Raw genomic sequence first — 16,463 nt, forward strand, 5'->3', positions numbered from 1 at the left:
TTTCAGTCGAGTGACTCAACCAGCACTACGGAACCGTCCTCAAGTTCATCCATAGTCTCCCGAATCCGCCGCAGCTGCTCGTCAACACCATCGAGCAACTGCTCTGCATCTTCGATCAATTCACCCACGCGTTCCTCATTCGGTGGGCTGGTTCCCTCTACTGCATCGACGACCTCTTGGGTGAGATCGTGGTCGGGATACTCAGACTGCAGTTCGCTGGCGAGTTCTTCGAGTCGCTCGTCGACCTCGAAGGGGTTCTCGGCCTCGTCGAGAAGCTGCTCTACATCCTCAACACTCGGCGGCTGCGACCGACTGAGCATCTCACTCACGTCGGTCGTGACCGGATGGTTCGGACGTTCTTCCTCGAGTCGTCTCGACGCATCGCGAAGTTGCGACCAGAGCGATGCCTCGCCGTCGGATGCTTCGAGGAGTCGCCGTGCCCGTTTGTATCGCTTGGCTTGCTGAACGACCGTCGAGTCGACGAGGTCTTTCTCCGAGAACGAGCCACCGTTCCACGCCGTCTCGAAGAGATCATAGAGATCGTCGATGGTTACACCGTCGAACTCGACGGCGACGCGGTCGGCAGTTTCCTTGCTGCTCCCATCGTGAGCGTAGAGCCACGTCGCAAGACTGGAAACCACGGTCTCCGGCCCCTCGTCAGCCGGCGGTTCTCCCGTGATACGTTCGTACTGCTCGCGGACGACGGTTCGTCTGTGAGCGTCGGCTTCGTCGATCGTTGCTCGAAGCCGGCCGGCATCTGGCACTTCGTCCCCGCCGACGATCGCTTGCATCTCCCCCGTGATTTCCGCACCGGGGTAGAGCCGCTGCATCTCCGCCGTTCGTTGGCTGAACTGCTCCCAGAGCGAGTCGCCATCCTCTATCGACTGGAACAGTCCTCTTGCCCGAGCGAAGCGCTCGGACTGCCGTGCGATCTCGTCGGACGCAAAGTCGTCTGTTTCGAGAGATTCGCCCCCGAGTGCGGGCTGGAGAGCCGTTTCGAGTTCGTCCAGTGACGCGCCTTCGCTGAACTCTCTGCTGACGCCTCGCAAGACACGCTTCACCAGCACGCTGTTCTCGTCTACCCAGTTAGCCAACTCCGAGAGCCACGCGTCGGGATCGGTTCCGTCCGGCTCCTCGCCGATCAGCGTCTCGACGGTTCCCCGAATCTGGTCGGGATCGATTCCGTCTAGTGACTCGAAGCGAATCTGTACGTCGGTCAGGTTCGTCTTGTTTCTGACCGCTCGGCCGATCTCGTCCGGTTCGGTAATGTACTCGTCGTCTCGCCGTAGCGCGATTTTGTTGGCTGTTGCAAGCGTGATCAGCAGTGCCGAGATCGACTCCTGCGGTGTCCCACGATACGTACCTCCGCGCTGGACAGTCTGGGTAAGCAAGTCCTCGGCACGAAGCGATTGGGTGTCCTCGTACTCGTCGAGGAATTCCTGACACCAGCCGTCGGCGAGTTCTGCGCGATCGGTATCCACACCGAGCGTGACGGCGTCCTCGCTCGAGAGCGGCCAGTCGTCGACGCCGCGGAAGAACCGCGCCATCTGCTTGGCGTCCTCGACTTCCGTGATTCCGTTGGTCAGAACGAAGCGCGTCCCGCTGAACACAGACCGTACTTGCGTTTCCACGACCTGCTCGAACACGTCTCCGTATCGCCCTTTCGTCCCATCTGTTCGGACGTAGATGTCCGCTTCTTCGAGTTGCTCCCGAATCGTCGATTCGAGCGCCCGCTGTTCGTCGCGGTGGTCGGACTCCAAGTCTGGATACGTTTCCGTCTCCTCCGAGAGTACCTCCTGCATGCCCATCACGTCCCGCAGGCGGTCGATCGTCGATCCCTGTAGCTCGACAGCGACGAGGACGTGCTCGCCCCCGTCGCGCCCTTCGTTCGTCGACTGCCATGCATCAACCTGATCGCTAACCTCCTCGTCGCGGCCCGCGACCAGCCGCACACGAACGGCGTCAAACTCCGGCGTCGGTGCTTGCTCGATAGGGTCGAGAACAGAGTAGCCGAAACGGAGCGGGACTTTGCGCTCCCCCTCGAGATCCACCTCGTGTCGACTGCCCTCAGAGAGCAGAAGGTTGCTTCCCTCCCGAAGAGAGTTCTCCAACTTGGCCGAAAGTCGATGTGACGGAATCTGCTGTGCGCGAGTCTTTGCCCGCGTCAGAATGTCTTCCTGTTCTTCGGAGACCAATAGGTACTCCTCGTCGCCGCGGTCGTTCGTCTCCGTCAGTACCTTCCGATCCTCGAGGAGGTCGGTCAGCGCCGATTCGACATCATCCCGGACGGATTCGAACGACTCGTCAGTCGACTTGACCATCAGCCGGGCGAGGTTCGCTGGCGTCGACGGTACCTCGGAACGAACCTGATTCAGCAGATACAGCGCCTTCGCAACGCGGACGGAGAACGCATCTTCGTCGCCGCCAGCCGAGGGGACGAGTTTGTTCTCGACCATCTCCTGCACCCATAGCGGGATGTAGGTCGTTTCCTCCACCAGCAGGTCGTACAACTCATCCCACGTGACGAGCGCTCCGACCTGCTTGTCTCCCCACTCGAACCGCGTGAACAGCGAGCGGACGAGGATGAGCAGCGCCCGGCCCTGCACGTACTCCTCTTCGGTCACGCGTCCTCGTGGCATCAGTTGCTGAATCACCGTCCGAAGCAACCCGAGATCGTACTCGCGGAACGGGTACGACTCGACCGCGTCCGGGTCGGCGCCGGCAATATCGGAGTATGCGTCGAGCGTCAGGTCGGGCATCTCCCGGAGCGCGGACTCGACGGCCTGTCCACCCTCGGTATCCTTCTGTAGCCACCGCTTTCGGACGATGATCTCGGTGTCGGCACCCTCGAGCGGTTCTTGGGCACCGTACCACGGCTGCTCCGTGACTTCGGTATTGTCGAACTCACTGTGGATACGCTCGATCGGATACTGTCCAGTCCCGATAACTGGTGGATTGGGGCCGACACCCAGCTCCGTCAGCGCTTCCATCGTCTCTTGGAACTCCCTGTAGCGATGGCGGCCATCGCCGATGAACAGCGCCACCTCGTCAAGCCCGATCAGCAACTCTGTCTCGGTCTCCGGCGTGCTCAGCGACTCTTGAGCTGCTTCGATGCGGTCGACGAGTTCGTCGGGGTCGAACTCATCGGGATCGACTTCCTCGATGGCGTCGTCGATCGATTGTTTGACTTCCTCCCGAGACGCGTACGGTGAGTCATCGAGTGTCGGAACGGCGTCGTAGAGCCAGCTCCGTAGCGACGCCCGCTCGTCGTACACGTCCTCGAACGTCTGTCCGTCGTGCTCGACTTCCTGTAGTCGCTCCCAGCAGTCACCGTGGTTCATGTCGAGCTGCCACGCCCACTCGAGCAGCCAATTCGGGTCGGTGGGATACCCGAGTTCGCGGCCGATCGCCTCGTAAATGAGGTAGGGAAGTGGCGGTTCCTGTGACGCGTCTCGGTTGAGGAGGTTCAAGAAGACGGGCTTCAGGCGGTCGACGTGAGAGTTGGCGACGCTCTGTCGGAACGACTGGAAGCCCGGCCATCTGTTCGCCAACTCTTCGCCGAGGTCGGCGAACTCCGATTCGGTGTCGGCAGCGAACCCGATGAGCTTCAGAAGGTGCGTCTTCCCTGACCCGAACGTCGCGGAGATGTAGAGGAAGCGAGGTTCCTCGTGTGGATACTTGTCGACGAGGTTCCCGAGCGTGGTGAGCACGTCGCGAGCGCTGTCGGTCTCGTAGAACTCGCGAACGTCGTTTTCGGCTTGCGCTCTGGCGTTGACCTTCTGGACTTCCTCGAGTTCGCGGGTCGGTGACTGCTGGAAGATGTCGTGAATGTGTGTGTCGCTCATTGGAGATGCACCCCCTCAACCCGGCCTTCGATCTGGTGGGCAGGGTAGTAGTTGCGCGATTCCTCGCCGAAGAAGCTCAGTTTCCCACCGACGATGTCTCCGGGGAACGGAATACCGATCGTCGACTGGACGTTACGGCGGTCGAGCTCGTCGAGCAGTTCCGACGCACGCGTAAACGGGTAGAGGCTCCCGAGGTGCGTGAGGAGAACGACGTGTCGCTGCTGGGCTGGTGCGTCGATTTTCTCGACCATAACCGCGACGAGTTCCTCCGCTAATCGGTCTTGCATCGTTTCGGTGATAGTCGCTGGCTGGCTGTTCTCGCCGAGGTCGACCGCGAGTTCGAAGACGTCGGTTTCGACGAACAGTTCGTCCAGCCGGAGGACTTGGACGGTTCCGTCATCCGGGAACTCCTCGGTACGATGCGGGTTCGTCGCCCACTCGGTGAGCCGTTCGGCGACCCGTCGCTCGTACTTCGGCTGGACGGGGACGATCACGAACGGGTTTCGGATGCCGCGTCGTCCGTCGGCGAACTGTGCAAGTCGCTCCGTGAAGTCGTGGAAGGGACGTTTGGTCGTCATCGGATGATCACCCCCATCTCAGTCCGCTCGATATTGAGGTCGTGGCGTTCGACGAGCCGTTCCAGTTCGGAGTCCAGCGATTCGCGATCCGACGGGAGAACCCCGATCGCCGTGATGTCTGTGGGAGACTGATCCCCAACGAGTGTCTGTAGCTCCTCGAACGTATCTCGTAACTCCTCGATGTCGCTACCGGCAACCACAGCGAGGGGTTCGCTGTCGAGGAGTGTGTTCGTCGCTCGGATGAAGTCGTCAGCCTCGGTGTTGGTCGTTCCGCCGGTCACCGTCGATACCGCGTCCGAGACGTCCTCGTACCACGATGCGGCGCGACGGAGGGGTGTGATGTATTCGCTCTCGAAGGCCGGCCGAACGTTCGACCCGAACTCGCTCGCGGGCCGAATCCACGGATGCTCCTGTAACCCGTCGACGAACGCATCGATCTCAGTTTCCGCCCGGAACGAGTCCCACGCGGTCTCGATCGCCTCGTCGAGCGCCGGCGAGGTGGTTTGGGCGTCGTTGAACCGATCCCAGCCATCGTGTGTCCACCATTCTCCCTCGTAGCCGTCGATGCTCTCGCGAAGCGTCTGGCTGGCTGCTTCGCACTCCTCGGTCAGCCAATCGTACGACTGCTGGGCGAGAGTCAACTGCGAGTCGATTCGTGTGAGCGCGGGGAGGCGCAAACTCCACACTTCCTCGGCGTCGTCGTACCAATCCTGAGCGTTGTTGGTTGCTTCGACGACGTCCTCCCAGTCGGTGTCGCGTGATTTGACGGCCTCTCGTCGGTTGATCGCGCTCTGCTGCTTGGCTTCGAGCTCCTCAACGAACGACTCGAGGAGGTTGCGAACGGCGCGCGTTTGGATGTCACTCTCGGCGACCAGCCTGACGTCTTCGACGAGACTACCGAGTCGACCCGCGAGCGTGTCGTTCGCGGACTGGAGCCTGACGATTCCGTCCGGGATGGTCTCTGTAGAGTCGATGAATCCGCCCTCCCGAAGGATACTTCGGACGCCGCCACTCCCCGCGATCTTGAGACGCGTCGTCGTCAGTTTGTTCAGATCGATGACGGCGTCGAGTTCGAGGGAGTCGCCCGTTTCGTCGACGGGCAGGAAATCTCCCTTCCGGCAGAGGCCCCAGATAATCGCACACAGCGCGGGGCGAGCGTCCTCGTAGATCGGCTTCTTCTTCACGATGCCGTCGATGATTGTTGCCATCGCGAGGTTCCCGCCGCGTTGCTTCAACTGTCGACCGGTGAAGGCGCGAACGTTGTTCTGGATCGACCCACCGTGCGTTTCTGGGTCTTCCGTCGCGACATCGATCTGCTGGGCCCACGTAGGTAGTGGGTCTTGTGCTGAGAGTCCCCGGAGTTCCTGTAAGTGCTCGTCGCCGACCTGCAGCATTATGGGGTGGAAGTCGTCGGGGTAGTTGACGTCGAGATATTCCTCGACGCCGGAGACCATACCACCGATCTGATCGCCGCGATCCTTGACGTCGAACGTCCCGCTCTTGAGCGCCTCGACGAGTTTGCTCTGGACGCGAGCTGCGCGGTCGGAGAGGTCACGTTCGACGGACTGTGGGAGCGTGTGGTCTCCGACGGCATCTCTGAGCGACCACCACTCGATGAGGCTATCACGGAGATCGTCGAGTCCGTCCTGTCCGATCGTCCATTCGAGCGGATCGCCGTCGTAGCTGATGTCTGCTGCGGCGGGAGAAATCCCTTCGACGGCGACCTCGACATCGAGTGCGTCCTCTGCATCGACTGTCGTATCGAGTTCGATCCCGTCGATACTGAATTCGTAGCGAACGGGATACTGCTCGCCGGTATCCGGGTACTCAGCCGATGTCGGGAGAGAGAGGTCGCGCACGATGTCCTCCCAGAGATACCCGTCCACGGCCTCGATGATGGACTGCCAGTCCGGGTTGTCGAGGTTCCGCTCGGAGGCTTCGATGATCTCCCGCTCTTCCGGATGAGTGAACGCGTACTTCGGCCCCGTTTCGTCATGCGTGGGACGGATGAATTTCCGAAGCCGCTGGAGGGAATCCTCGACGCGGTTCTCCATCTGGAACTGAGTCGGGCCGTCGAGGTCACTCAACACGGCGACTGCGAGATTTCGCTCGGACATCGGAATCGTGTCCGGGATGTGCTGGAGGAGCAACACGGCCTTCGCGACATCCACGTCGATCTCCTCCAGTTCGCCTGCCTCGTGCTGTTCCTCGATCTCCTCGATGACCCCCACGTCCTGTGGCGTAATGTCATCGAGTTCCGGTTCGATGAGGTCGTAGAAGTCCACCAGCGAAATGACGTTGGTCTCCTCGCCGGCCTCTATCCACTCTTGGAGGAGTCCGTGAACGAGGGCCAAAATCGCCCGCGCAGTCCCCGAGAAGATCGACTTCGCCGGGTCGTGTGCTTCCTGCCGGAGGTTCGAGAGGATCTCAAGGAACAGCGGTGGCTGATACGGGAGGAACGGATAGAACTCGACGAGGCGCCCGCGGTCGATGTCGTCGAGCGGCGGTTCGGTGTTCTGTTCGATGCCCGAGTACACGAGTAACGTCTCGGGCTCGTTGCTGGTTCGGTCGAGGACGCGTTCTGTGTCCTCTTTCCCATCCACCGTCTTTTTGAGCAACCGCTGGGTCGATATTTCGCCGACGTGCCGGCTCGGAAGGCCAAACCGATGGGGGAATCGATCCTTGACGATGCTGAAGTCGGCCCCGCGAGCCGCGAACTGCGGCTGGACGTCCTCGATTTTGGCCTGTGCCGTCGCCACCAGTTGGATGTCGCCGTCACCGGTCTCGTCGACGCTCTCTGCAAGGGTCTGTAACTCGGTGAGGCGGTCGAAGTCCGTCCCGATGAAGAGACTGACCTCGTCGAGTAGTAGTACGAGTTTGACCGAGCGACCGAGTTCCTCTTCGCGGTTGCTCCGCAACTGCTCGAGGCGCTCGACCATCGCTTGCGGGTCGAGATCGGACGGCATCAGGTCGTCTAGACCATCCGCCGTGCCGGTCTCCTGCTCGAAGAGTGTGGGAAGAACGGCATCCGCGAGAGCGTTGTACTGCTGAACGTCCTCCCAGTCGTACTTCTCGGGGCTGTCAACCGTACTCCGTAGTGCCGTTTGGGTGTTGGCAGTCCGATCATCCCACGCGTCTGTCGTCCGATACCAGTCCTCGAAGAAGGCGACGTCGAGTTGCGATGAGAGCCCGCCCCCGGCACCGGTGAGCCGTTCCGACGTGTGGGCACTGCGGAGAACGATCTCGCTGAAGCTCAATTTCTTCTGACCCTGATGCTTCAGGAGGTTCACCGAGATGGGGATAACCTCGTAATCATCGTGGATCGACGACCACGTGGACTCGAGCGTCTCCAGCTCACGCCCATCAGTTAGCTGTTCCCAGACATCCTCGCGCTCTCGAAGCCATTCGCTATCCAGCAGACCGCGAAGCACGCTGAGGAGGTGGCTCTTCCCGCTCCCGTAGTACCCGTAGAGCCAGTAGTTTGCGCCCGACCGCATATCCTCGGAACGGCCGAGCAGGCGCGAGAAGAAGTCGGACATGAAGTCCTCAGACTCCTCCGTCACGTGGTAGGTGTCGATCGATTCCAGACGGTGATCGCGACCGTCATCCTCGCGGTCGATGCGGACGGATTCCTCGAAATCGCTCCCAACATCGGCGGCGAACCAGCTCTCGTCAGTCATACTTCGCCCTCCCACGGTTCGGCCCAGTCGTACGTGTCGGCGACCGGCTGGAGCCTCAGTTCACCGTGAATTCCGCTTGCTTCCCAGTTCGGATGATCGCTTATGCGTTCGGCCAAGGAGTCCCAGTACTGTTCCGGTTGGAAGAGGTAGAGCCATCCGGTCGGCTGGGAGAGCCAGTCATCGCTGTGGGTCTCCCACGAGTAACCTGACGCGACGAGCAACGGTGTCGTCCCAATATTGGGGATCTGGCCCTCTAACGCCTGCTGTGTGTCGAGAACGTCGATCTCTCGCATCACAGAGCGGAGTCCTTCGCCCCACCGACGCGTCGTCGATTCTGCGTAATCAAACTCGCTCCCATCATCGTAATGGAATTCGTTCAGAAGGCGCTCGACTGTGTCCTGCTCAAAGTCCAGCCCGTCGACGCCGGACTCCTGAAGCCGATTGGCGTATCGGTGGACGATGTACTTCACGAGAGGATCGTCCTCCACTAAGTAGAAGTACAGTACCTGCGCCTTATCGCGTTTCGTCTCGCATTGATCGAAGACCGTTGGAAGTTGAACGATCGACGGGAGTTCGCTTCCTGCTGTCTTGAATCGCGAGCTGAGAGCGCGATAGATGCCCTTCGAACTGCCGCGCGTACTACGCTCGTCGAACCGTTCTTCGAGCCATTGCTCCTCGACGACTGTCCAATCCCGATATTGGGCGTACAGCCGAGCGAGCGTCTCTGCTCGTTCTACGAGAAGCCCGCATCTAGTGAGCGCCATCGACACCTCTTCGTGAGAGAATGTCGAGTCGAGCGACGGTAGGGAAGTTCCCCTTCCGTCGGTGCGGAGAGTCATACTTTGTCTCGAACCATCCGCACCACTTAGTTGATAGGGAAAAACGAATCGAGGAGACTGTTAGATGTAGATGCGTGCCGTCCCCGGATTTCGAAGAGGTGCTAAGTTTGTGACGAAGCAGTTATTGGGAGGCCATCACCACCTATTTGAAAAATGGCTGAGGCGGTGCCATCGGAGATTGAATATCTCGATCCGGACTCTCTCGAACCACATCCGTTGAATGATGACGTATATGGCGACCGTACAGACCCCGACGAGGCACTACTATCAAGCATCGAAGACATCGGTGTTGTAGAGCCAATCGTCGCCGATCCCCAACCAGAGGCGGGGGAGGTCAGCGATCAACCAACCATCATCTCTGGACATCGTCGCACAGAGGCCGCAAAGAAAGTCGGATTGGAGCAAGTTCCCGTTCGATTCGTCCGCTTAGAGACAGACCTTGAGCGACAGGAGCGGCTCCTCGTCCATAACCAGAGCCGAGACAAGTCGTTTAGCCAGAAGCTCAGAGAGGCAGAGGAGCTAGAACGAATTGAGCGCGAGCGCGCACGCCAACGACAGGGGACGCGTACGGACATCGTGGAAAATTCTTCACAAGGTGACGAAGAGACATCCTCGCCCGACGACGACGACTTCGGTAAGACGCGAGACAAGGTCGCCGATACGGTTGGCTTCGGCTCCGGGCGCACGTATGATATGGCGAAGACAGTCTGGGACGCCGCTCAAGATGGAGATACCGTCGCTCAGCACGAGGTCGACAAACTCGACCGCGAGGAGCAGTCTGTCTACGGTGCGTACCAGAAGGTTCGCGACCGAGTTCAAACAGAGACAGAGGCTGACGACGAGGACGGGACTTCGAGTTCAGACGAAGAGGAACAGGATTCGTCCTCGGATGATGAAGAACGGGAACGCGTCGCGGCAGAAGACGCCATTCTCTCAGCGCATAAGGGAACGAATGATGAGGTCTTCCCCGAGGTACTTGACCTGCACGTCGAGCCCGGCTCAGCGATAGCCGACGTTACCTATGGAGAGGGGGTTTTCTGGCGTCAAGTCCCGTCAGGGAAGTACGAGCTGACTGCAACGGACATTGACCCCTCGCGATCACCAGACTCTACAGACGGGGTCGATTGTCGAGAACTTCCCTACGACGACGCATCGTTCGACTGCATCGTCCTCGATCCACCGTACGCTGAGGGATTCTACGAAACGCCGGACAAGCCGTCGGAGAACGATTACTGGATCAAGGATCGCTATGTCGGGACGACCGGCGAGCAGTCGGCGACCTACCACGATGCCGTTCTCGAGATGTACGCGGCGGCTGGTGAGGAAGCCCGTCGTGTACTACGTGACGATGGTCTCCTTATAGCGAAAATGCAGGATGAGGTCAGTCGGAACGAGCAGCGCCTCACCCACGTGGAGGTGACGAATATCTACGAGGAGATGGGGTTCCACGCTAAGGATCTGTTTGTCGTCGTTCGACCTGATACCCCAACTGTAGGGAGAATGTACGAACAACGTCGGGCGCGGAAGAATCACTCGTACTTCCTAATCTATGAAAAGCGGGAGTAGGGGTTTCAAGCCCCGTCGAAACGCCAAATCGCAGTCTTTCTGTCGTCGAGTTTCCCTCGTCACCTTCGGCTGTGTATCCCTGATCCGCCGCGACGGTTGGAGATGAACCAATCGATGAAGGATACCCAACTCCAGATCCTTGCTCCGACAACGATGATTCCTGCCCCAATCGCGAACAACACCATCCCGGCTACGGGAGCGGAGAGGAACACGTTCGTTCCCGCCGCCTCAAAGACGAACCCGAGGATACCGATCGGGCCGGCAGAGATAGTGACGATTGCAAGCCCGGCGAGAGCGATAATCAGGGGATAGTTTTGGATGACGAGGAGGAGCGTACTAATTGACCCGTCGGCTGTGATGCTTCCAGTGGGTTCGGCAACTTCCGCTAACGATTCCCCGATCATGGAGAAGGCACCGGCGATGACGGCGACAAAGACACCTTCGATGTTGCCGATGAACCGGTTCCCGTATTCCTCGCCGAGAGACATTCAGGCGGGTGTATGCGTTCCGGTACCTTGAATCTCAGTTGCGGTTTGTCTCGTTTCCGGGATAGTCAGATACCGGTGTTACTGGTCAATCGCGTCCAAATCATAACGTGCTTGCTCGGCAAGGTCGTCGTCGCCTCGGTCTCCAAGGTAGATGTCGCGTCGTTCGACGACTCGGGGGACTGTTCGTCGCGGCACGCCAATCTGGCGTTGGATACGGCGGTCTGACCAGTTGAGTTCCTCTTTGGCCACGATTGTCTGTACAGCCTGCTCGTACTCCTCGTCGTCTGGCCGGAGGTTTCCATCTTCGGAGGTGAAGCCATAGATTGGCCGACCGATGCGCTTCCCGGCCTCTTCGGCGGCGCGGAGACCGTCGATGGTTCGCTGCTTGATCATCTCGTGTTCGATGTCGGCAGCGAAGGAGAGGCCATAGAGGATGGCTTTCTGCTCAAGGTTGAGTTCCTTGGTATCTGGTTCGATGTAGAGGCCGTCGTTGACGATGACGAGTCCGCATCCGTTGTCCTCGACGATCTCGTGGACGGCGTCATTGAGGTCACGCATATTGCGCCCGAGGCGAGTAATCGATCGGACGATGACGCGTTCGGTCTCGCCTTCGCGGACGCGGCGCATCATCTCTTGGTAGCCGGCGCGATCTGTGTCGCTGCCGGTGGCTTCATCCTCGAGAACATCAATATTCGCGGGATCGATCTCGAGTTCCTCCGTGGCGTGGTTCCACAACTTCTCCTTCTGCTGGTCGATGTCCTGTTTGGATGTGGAGACGCGAGCGTAGATTGTGGTCGGGTATCGCATGCTTCGGTGATTCTGAAGGGGTGTTGGGCTGGTCGATTGCCCACCGGGGCAGGTGGTATAAAGACCGGAACTTTTCGCCCGTGTCAGGAGGTAACGGGCGAGAACCATCCGGTTCTGGCCCAACACGCACTTGATACTGTTGTCTCCTGAGTGATAAACGCCGGCGCGCAGAGCTACTCGATGACAGCATTAAGTGAGGAGGGGTCTATCACGATTCCATGGAAATCGTGCATGACCCGTCGCTCGATGCTCGGGAGCCTCGGGAAGGCGATTTGGAGGAGTTTGAAGGTTTGGAGCCGGGGGATTCTGTGAAGTTCTTCGAGTGGCCGGTCGAACCGCTCACCGTCCTCGGTTGGGAGGATGACGAGAATGTTGGGGAACGACTACGAGTCGAGGCAGGAGGCAGCGAATCCTTTCTATATCGTGTAGAAGATCATCTCTGGCACTACGTCCCCGAAGAAGAGTTCGACGGAGAGAACAATCCATTCCCGGTTCAGAATCTCGTACTGGTTGAGTCTACAGAGGCCTGAGTGCTCTCTATAAGTTCGATACTTCCTCAACAGTAGTTGGGAAGGTATGCGTACTAGTCGGCACACCTGTATCAATTTGGAACAATAAGGCCTGAACCAGCACGGTACTTATGCCGCCATACTGATACCAGATGAATATGGGCAACCAGCAGCTAGACACCGTCGTCCGCGTTACTGTTCGAGACACAGCAAGCAAGCACGGCATGGGATGGAACGACGAGTACACCTTGTACGACCGCCCAAACCAAGCAGCAACTGTCTTCCGCTCATTCGAGAAACCGAATACCGGGCCCAACACTACGATGTTCCGCAACGAGAATGTCCCAATCGGAAACGTTCCCGGCCGGGTCGCCGATGTCTTCGACATCTACGTTGACGGCAACGCACTCGGCCTACCCGTCACTGGTAACCCGGTACAAGATCTCCAACGTGAGGACGCCACTATCACCGTCGACAAGAACGGTACTACCTACAGCTTCGATGTATTCAACCGGAGCTATGTCGAGCTCAGCATCGATGGTACCCGCGACAGCATTTCCAATGTCCCCGCAACCGTGGAAAGCGCCGTCGACCCTCACCTTCCCAACAACGTCCAGTACCTCTGAACAAGACCGCTATTTCCCCGCAAACCCACGGATCGACCATAATTGGCTCTCCTCCTAAATTGCTCTTTGAGGCGTTGGGAGCCTGTAATCGCCGATTTGCTCTTAGCTTCGTCTACTGGCAAGGGTTGTTCTGGAACTACGCGTGAATCTCTGCATTAAAAGCCTTTAACCGACTCCAACAGCCCCTGTATCTCCCAAAAACACCCTCCTCAACAGTCCATTTATCCATCTCTTCGACCCAATCAGTTCTCGAGAAGAGAAAGACGCCGTGATGGAGGTGACGACGCCAAAGCAAGTGATCTGCTATGAGCGACAACGACGACAATCCGGAAGCACAGAACGAGAACGAACTGGCTGGTCTCGACGCTGTAGAGGCCGCCCAGCAAATCCACGACGAAATCCGATTCCGCCTTGAGCCTACGAACGAGTACGAGTGGGACGACCCAGAGTACGAGGCGTTCGACGAACTCCTCGAGAACAAGTGGGGGTCGCGTCTGGAAGCATCCATCCCAGCGACGGGGAGCGACGAGCCCTATCTCACCCTCGGTATTCACCTGCTGCGAGAGAGTGCGGTAATCCAGCAGCGTACGGTCGGCCCGATGGATGAAAACGCGACATACGTCGGCGACGTGCGCGACGTCCTCACGAGCTTCGCACCGGTGCTTGAGAAGTCGTATATCGAGGTGGAGCGGGATGCTGAAGCCACCGAGCTGATGCGGGAAGAACTCGCTCGCGAGAGCGGTGGTAGTGATGAGTGACTACGACACGAACCCGGATGCCCCACCGATGGAGGAAATCGCGAGGCAACTCCGCCACAGCGACAGAGGCCAACGGAACATCGTCTCGGATGCTGACGAGGTAATCGGGATGTCGAACAACTGTGTCGAGGCCCACCATCACGCGTGCGATGGCGAGATCATCATCCAACTGAAGCCGCACATCGGCTGGCGAATGGGTGACGGCGATTCGGGTTGGACGATGAGTAACGAGGAGATCCGGAACTACTCCGTCTACACGATCTGACATCACTCGCGGCCGGCCCGGCGGCCATCTCGGAGGTTCGACTCCTCCGGCGAGCTTCAGACGAGAACGACGTTAGAGAGGTGATTTGGACGCGACACGTACGCGAGATAGCTACGACCCGACTCGAGAATATGACCGAGAATCATCCGATCAACATGAACAGGTTTCGAACATTCGACAGTTTCGAGGGCGACGCCTACGTCGAGGACTATCGAATTCGCCCACAAGAAGTTGGAGACGACCAACTGGCAGTGTCGCTGCTGATGCGGATTGGCGGGCCTCACGGTCGGTTTACACTCCGCGCCGAAGCGACGTTCATCGACGGGGAGGACGAGCGCCACCGGGTGGAGATCTGCCGTCCGGCTGGAGACCTCGTCGATGAGCTTGAACTCGACTGGACAGCTGCTGCGCCGACCAACACCCGTAATGCGACACAAGTCTTCCACGAGGTCTACGTCGGGGCGGTGAACGACTGGTACAATCACGCGCTGGCCGCCGAAGAGGCGGGTGAAGAGGCGTGAAATACGGAACGTGGCTGAAGAAGGACGGCGAGAGCGCAGAAGTGGTTACGTCCCCGAAGAAGCAGGCGCGGACGTACAGGTATCCGTTCGTTCGCGTCGGCGACGCGTGGATGCTTGACCGGGAGCGTGACTGGTACACGGAGCACGCACTCAAGTACGCGGCGATGAAACTGGATGCACCGCTTGTCCGCAAGCGAATGCATCCAAGCCAGACCGCGCTCGACGACTTCACCGATGACCGTCCTTCTGACGGCGGGGTTGGGGCGGGGTTCACCATCGCGATGGCGGGCTGATCCCCTTCACCTCATTCTGCCGAGCCCCTGCCCGTTGCTACATTTATCCGCGGGCAGCACAGTCCCGGTAAAGTGCAGTGGTACGCGAGAACCTGCACGATAGTGACGACAGGAATCCCAACCAGCCGCGACGCGTCGAGACGGGTGACATCGACGCCATCGAGTCCGAGGCCATCCGCGAAGTCGCGCGGAGGTGGTGTCGCGCCGGCCGTCGTATCGAGGCTGGGAACCAGCTTACCGGAGACTACGTGTTCGACATCGAGACTGGCGTCTCCGTCTACGAGCACGCCGGGAAGTACGTCGCGAGTGACGGCGATGGCCGTGACTCTCGGCTCAACTTGCCGCGCGACGCCGCGCAGATGGCGGTCGGTTACCTCGAGGCCGTTGAGGCCGGTGGTGACGCGTGACTCGCTACGGCGATTTCCCGGATGACCTTCAGCACCTTATCGACGATCTCGACGAGGAGGGGTTCAGCATCATCTACGGCGAGGTCAAGGGCTTGGGCGGCGGCCCCAGCTTCACCGCCGAGCGTGGGGTGACCGTCATCCACGTGGAGGACTGGACGCAGACGTGGGCCTTCAGCTGCCGCGATCCCGAGCGCCCGGACTTTAACGACACGTGGGCGTACCCACGCCGCGTGCGTGACGAAGTGCGGGAGTGGTTGGACGAGTCCACGGGTTAACCCACCTCGGGCGGGCCGCGCAGCCTGTCGGGAAGTTACGTTGTTGCCGGAGCCTATCCGGTTCACGAACCGAGAATCTATTCGATGACCGAACAGAACAGGAATGACGATTCGACGATGACCAGCACGACTGATTTTATAAAATCTCATTCCGTTGGACTGCCCCGCAATCGAGTATGGAACTCGATGAGGCACTCAAAGCCCTCGAGTGCGGAGGAGAAATGAAGGTGAGAGAGACACCCATCGGCGATAAACTGTCCGCAACTACCCCTACTGGCGAAGACTGGCACGCCGCGGGTGACGAACTAGAAGCGGTGCGTAAGGTGACGGGAGAGTACGAAGACGTCGCGGTCAGGGCATACCACGCCTGCAAAGATGGTGACCTTGACGAAGAGGAAATCCAACGTGCCCTCGCCGAAGCAGACGTTGAGGAACCGTGGCGCGTAATCGGTCGCGTGGAGAACATCCCTGTTTCCGTCAACAGGGCGCGAGAGCTGGCCACACAAGACGACTGACCGCTATCCATTCAGCGCGTTCGCCGCGCCATCGTCGATCGCCTCCTGATTCCGTTTGAGATTCACGAACACCTCATACTCGATGTCCCCCGGGGCGTGATCCGGCGGCAACTCCCCGATCTCGCCCTGCGAGTCGCGCGGAGTCACGTACACACCCACGGACTCATCGCCGATCCCAGCCTCCCGAAGCACGTCTCGCAACTCCACGACATCCTCCTGCTCGACCATCTCCCAACCGCTGGCGGTGATATTCGGCCTTTGACCCGCCTCAACCTCGTACCGCGACTCGTCCAACTCGCTCTGCTGAAGAGCCTCCTTGACTTCGCTGGCCATCTCCTCGCCGAACTCCTCTCGCCCACCATCCACCTCGCCGTCACCGTACAGGTACTCGTACCACGTCTCGTCGTCCGGTTTCTCGCTCATGTCAGGATCTGTGCCACCACCCCCAGATAAATGTCTGCGTTCAAAACCTGCCGACGACGTGGCGAGAA

At 59.5% G+C, this 16,463-nt stretch carries 17 protein-coding genes; 10 read left to right on the plus strand and 7 right to left on the minus strand.

Features of this window, described 5'->3' with window-relative positions:
- Positions 1-2 precede the first annotated feature (2 nt).
- Genes FGF80_RS00910 through FGF80_RS00925 form a run of 4 tightly spaced genes read right to left on the minus strand, consistent with a single transcriptional unit; the run spans position 3 to position 8,942 of the window.
- Positions 3-3,845 carry a hypothetical protein gene (locus FGF80_RS00910; RefSeq protein WP_138651678.1) on the minus strand — a complete coding sequence of 1,281 codons (3,843 nt, stop codon included), beginning with the start codon at positions 3,843-3,845 and terminating at the stop codon, positions 3-5.
- Positions 3,842-4,423 carry a BREX protein BrxB domain-containing protein gene (locus tag FGF80_RS00915; protein ID WP_013878505.1) on the minus strand — a complete coding sequence of 194 codons (582 nt, stop codon included), beginning with the start codon at positions 4,421-4,423 and terminating at the stop codon, positions 3,842-3,844. Before FGF80_RS00915 ends, FGF80_RS00910 begins: the two co-directional genes overlap by 4 nt.
- Positions 4,420-8,103, minus strand: a complete 3,684-nt coding sequence (locus FGF80_RS00920; RefSeq protein WP_138651679.1) for a hypothetical protein — start codon at positions 8,101-8,103, stop codon at positions 4,420-4,422. Before FGF80_RS00920 ends, FGF80_RS00915 begins: the two co-directional genes overlap by 4 nt.
- Positions 8,100-8,942: a DUF1819 family protein gene (locus tag FGF80_RS00925; protein ID WP_138651681.1), complete on the minus strand. Its 843-nt coding sequence runs from the start codon at positions 8,940-8,942 to the stop codon at positions 8,100-8,102. The genes FGF80_RS00920 and FGF80_RS00925 overlap by 4 nt, the downstream gene beginning before the upstream one ends.
- A 153-nt stretch (positions 8,943-9,095) precedes the next feature.
- Between FGF80_RS00925 and FGF80_RS00930 the strand changes: the two genes are divergently transcribed.
- Complete coding sequence (locus FGF80_RS00930; protein ID WP_138651683.1) at positions 9,096-10,508, plus strand: ParB/RepB/Spo0J family partition protein; 1,413 nt, start codon at positions 9,096-9,098, stop codon at positions 10,506-10,508.
- A gap of 59 nt (positions 10,509-10,567) precedes the next feature.
- Here the strand turns inward: FGF80_RS00930 and FGF80_RS00935 are convergent, their stop codons facing one another.
- Positions 10,568-10,996, minus strand: a complete 429-nt coding sequence (locus FGF80_RS00935; protein ID WP_138651685.1) for a hypothetical protein — start codon at positions 10,994-10,996, stop codon at positions 10,568-10,570.
- Positions 10,997-11,074: 78 nt separating this feature from the next.
- Positions 11,075-11,929 (minus strand): recombinase family protein, encoded by an 855-nt coding sequence (locus FGF80_RS00940; RefSeq protein ID WP_238705328.1) that lies wholly within the window; start codon positions 11,927-11,929, stop codon positions 11,075-11,077.
- A gap of 92 nt (positions 11,930-12,021) precedes the next feature.
- On the opposite strand from FGF80_RS00940, the gene FGF80_RS00945 reads away from it, so the two are divergent.
- The 9 genes from FGF80_RS00945 to FGF80_RS00985 all read left to right on the plus strand — a co-directional run bounded on the left by FGF80_RS00945 (position 12,022) and on the right by FGF80_RS00985 (position 15,972).
- Positions 12,022-12,333, plus strand: coding sequence for a hypothetical protein (locus FGF80_RS00945; RefSeq protein ID WP_138651687.1), 312 nt, complete (start codon positions 12,022-12,024; stop codon positions 12,331-12,333).
- Between the two features lie 137 nt (positions 12,334-12,470).
- Positions 12,471-12,938 carry a hypothetical protein gene (locus FGF80_RS00950; protein WP_138651689.1) on the plus strand — a complete coding sequence of 156 codons (468 nt, stop codon included), beginning with the start codon at positions 12,471-12,473 and terminating at the stop codon, positions 12,936-12,938.
- A gap of 305 nt (positions 12,939-13,243) precedes the next feature.
- Positions 13,244-13,696, plus strand: coding sequence for a hypothetical protein (locus FGF80_RS00955; protein WP_138651691.1), 453 nt, complete (start codon positions 13,244-13,246; stop codon positions 13,694-13,696).
- Positions 13,689-13,961, plus strand: coding sequence for a hypothetical protein (locus FGF80_RS00960; RefSeq protein ID WP_138651693.1), 273 nt, complete (start codon positions 13,689-13,691; stop codon positions 13,959-13,961). The genes FGF80_RS00955 and FGF80_RS00960 overlap by 8 nt, the downstream gene beginning before the upstream one ends.
- 131 nt (positions 13,962-14,092) lie before the next feature.
- Positions 14,093-14,482, plus strand: a complete 390-nt coding sequence (locus tag FGF80_RS00965) for a hypothetical protein (RefSeq protein WP_138651695.1) — start codon at positions 14,093-14,095, stop codon at positions 14,480-14,482.
- Positions 14,479-14,775: a hypothetical protein gene (locus FGF80_RS00970; RefSeq protein WP_138651697.1), complete on the plus strand. Its 297-nt coding sequence runs from the start codon at positions 14,479-14,481 to the stop codon at positions 14,773-14,775. The genes FGF80_RS00965 and FGF80_RS00970 overlap by 4 nt, the downstream gene beginning before the upstream one ends.
- A 77-nt stretch (positions 14,776-14,852) precedes the next feature.
- On the plus strand, positions 14,853-15,182 hold the full coding sequence (locus FGF80_RS00975; RefSeq protein WP_138651699.1) for a hypothetical protein: 330 nt from the start codon (positions 14,853-14,855) through the stop codon (positions 15,180-15,182).
- Positions 15,179-15,457: a hypothetical protein gene (locus FGF80_RS00980; RefSeq protein ID WP_138651701.1), complete on the plus strand. Its 279-nt coding sequence runs from the start codon at positions 15,179-15,181 to the stop codon at positions 15,455-15,457. Before FGF80_RS00975 ends, FGF80_RS00980 begins: the two co-directional genes overlap by 4 nt.
- Positions 15,458-15,633: 176 nt before the next feature.
- The gene (locus FGF80_RS00985; RefSeq protein ID WP_138651703.1) at positions 15,634-15,972 is read left to right on the plus strand and encodes a hypothetical protein; all 339 of its coding nucleotides are present in this window, start codon (positions 15,634-15,636) and stop codon (positions 15,970-15,972) included.
- Between the two features lie 3 nt (positions 15,973-15,975).
- Here the strand turns inward: FGF80_RS00985 and FGF80_RS00990 are convergent, their stop codons facing one another.
- Positions 15,976-16,395 (minus strand): hypothetical protein, encoded by a 420-nt coding sequence (locus FGF80_RS00990; protein ID WP_138651705.1) that lies wholly within the window; start codon positions 16,393-16,395, stop codon positions 15,976-15,978.
- Positions 16,396-16,463: the final 68 nt, after the last annotated feature.

The organism is Natrinema pallidum, assembly GCF_005890195.1.
Classification (GTDB): domain Archaea; phylum Halobacteriota; class Halobacteria; order Halobacteriales; family Natrialbaceae; genus Natrinema; species Natrinema pallidum.

Excerpts from the sequence above, each read along its gene's own strand:
- FGF80_RS00985 (WP_138651703.1), top strand. The coding sequence starts at position 15,634 with ATGGAACTCGATGAGGCACTCAAAGCCCTCGAGTGCGGAGGAGAAATG.
- FGF80_RS00945 (WP_138651687.1), top strand. The coding sequence starts at position 12,022 with ATGGAAATCGTGCATGACCCGTCGCTCGATGCTCGGGAGCCTCGGGAA.
- FGF80_RS00910 (WP_138651678.1), bottom strand. The coding sequence starts at position 3,845 with ATGAGCGACACACACATTCACGACATCTTCCAGCAGTCACCGACCCGC.
- FGF80_RS00920 (WP_138651679.1), bottom strand. The coding sequence starts at position 8,103 with ATGACTGACGAGAGCTGGTTCGCCGCCGATGTTGGGAGCGATTTCGAG.
- FGF80_RS00935 (WP_138651685.1), bottom strand. The coding sequence starts at position 10,996 with ATGTCTCTCGGCGAGGAATACGGGAACCGGTTCATCGGCAACATCGAA.
- FGF80_RS00915 (WP_013878505.1), bottom strand. The coding sequence starts at position 4,423 with ATGACGACCAAACGTCCCTTCCACGACTTCACGGAGCGACTTGCACAG.
- FGF80_RS00960 (WP_138651693.1), top strand. The coding sequence starts at position 13,689 with ATGAGTGACTACGACACGAACCCGGATGCCCCACCGATGGAGGAAATC.
- FGF80_RS00955 (WP_138651691.1), top strand. The coding sequence starts at position 13,244 with ATGAGCGACAACGACGACAATCCGGAAGCACAGAACGAGAACGAACTG.
- FGF80_RS00925 (WP_138651681.1), bottom strand. The coding sequence starts at position 8,942 with ATGACTCTCCGCACCGACGGAAGGGGAACTTCCCTACCGTCGCTCGAC.
- FGF80_RS00990 (WP_138651705.1), bottom strand. The coding sequence starts at position 16,395 with ATGAGCGAGAAACCGGACGACGAGACGTGGTACGAGTACCTGTACGGT.
- FGF80_RS00965 (WP_138651695.1), top strand. The coding sequence starts at position 14,093 with ATGACCGAGAATCATCCGATCAACATGAACAGGTTTCGAACATTCGAC.
- FGF80_RS00930 (WP_138651683.1), top strand. The coding sequence starts at position 9,096 with ATGGCTGAGGCGGTGCCATCGGAGATTGAATATCTCGATCCGGACTCT.
- FGF80_RS00950 (WP_138651689.1), top strand. The coding sequence starts at position 12,471 with ATGGGCAACCAGCAGCTAGACACCGTCGTCCGCGTTACTGTTCGAGAC.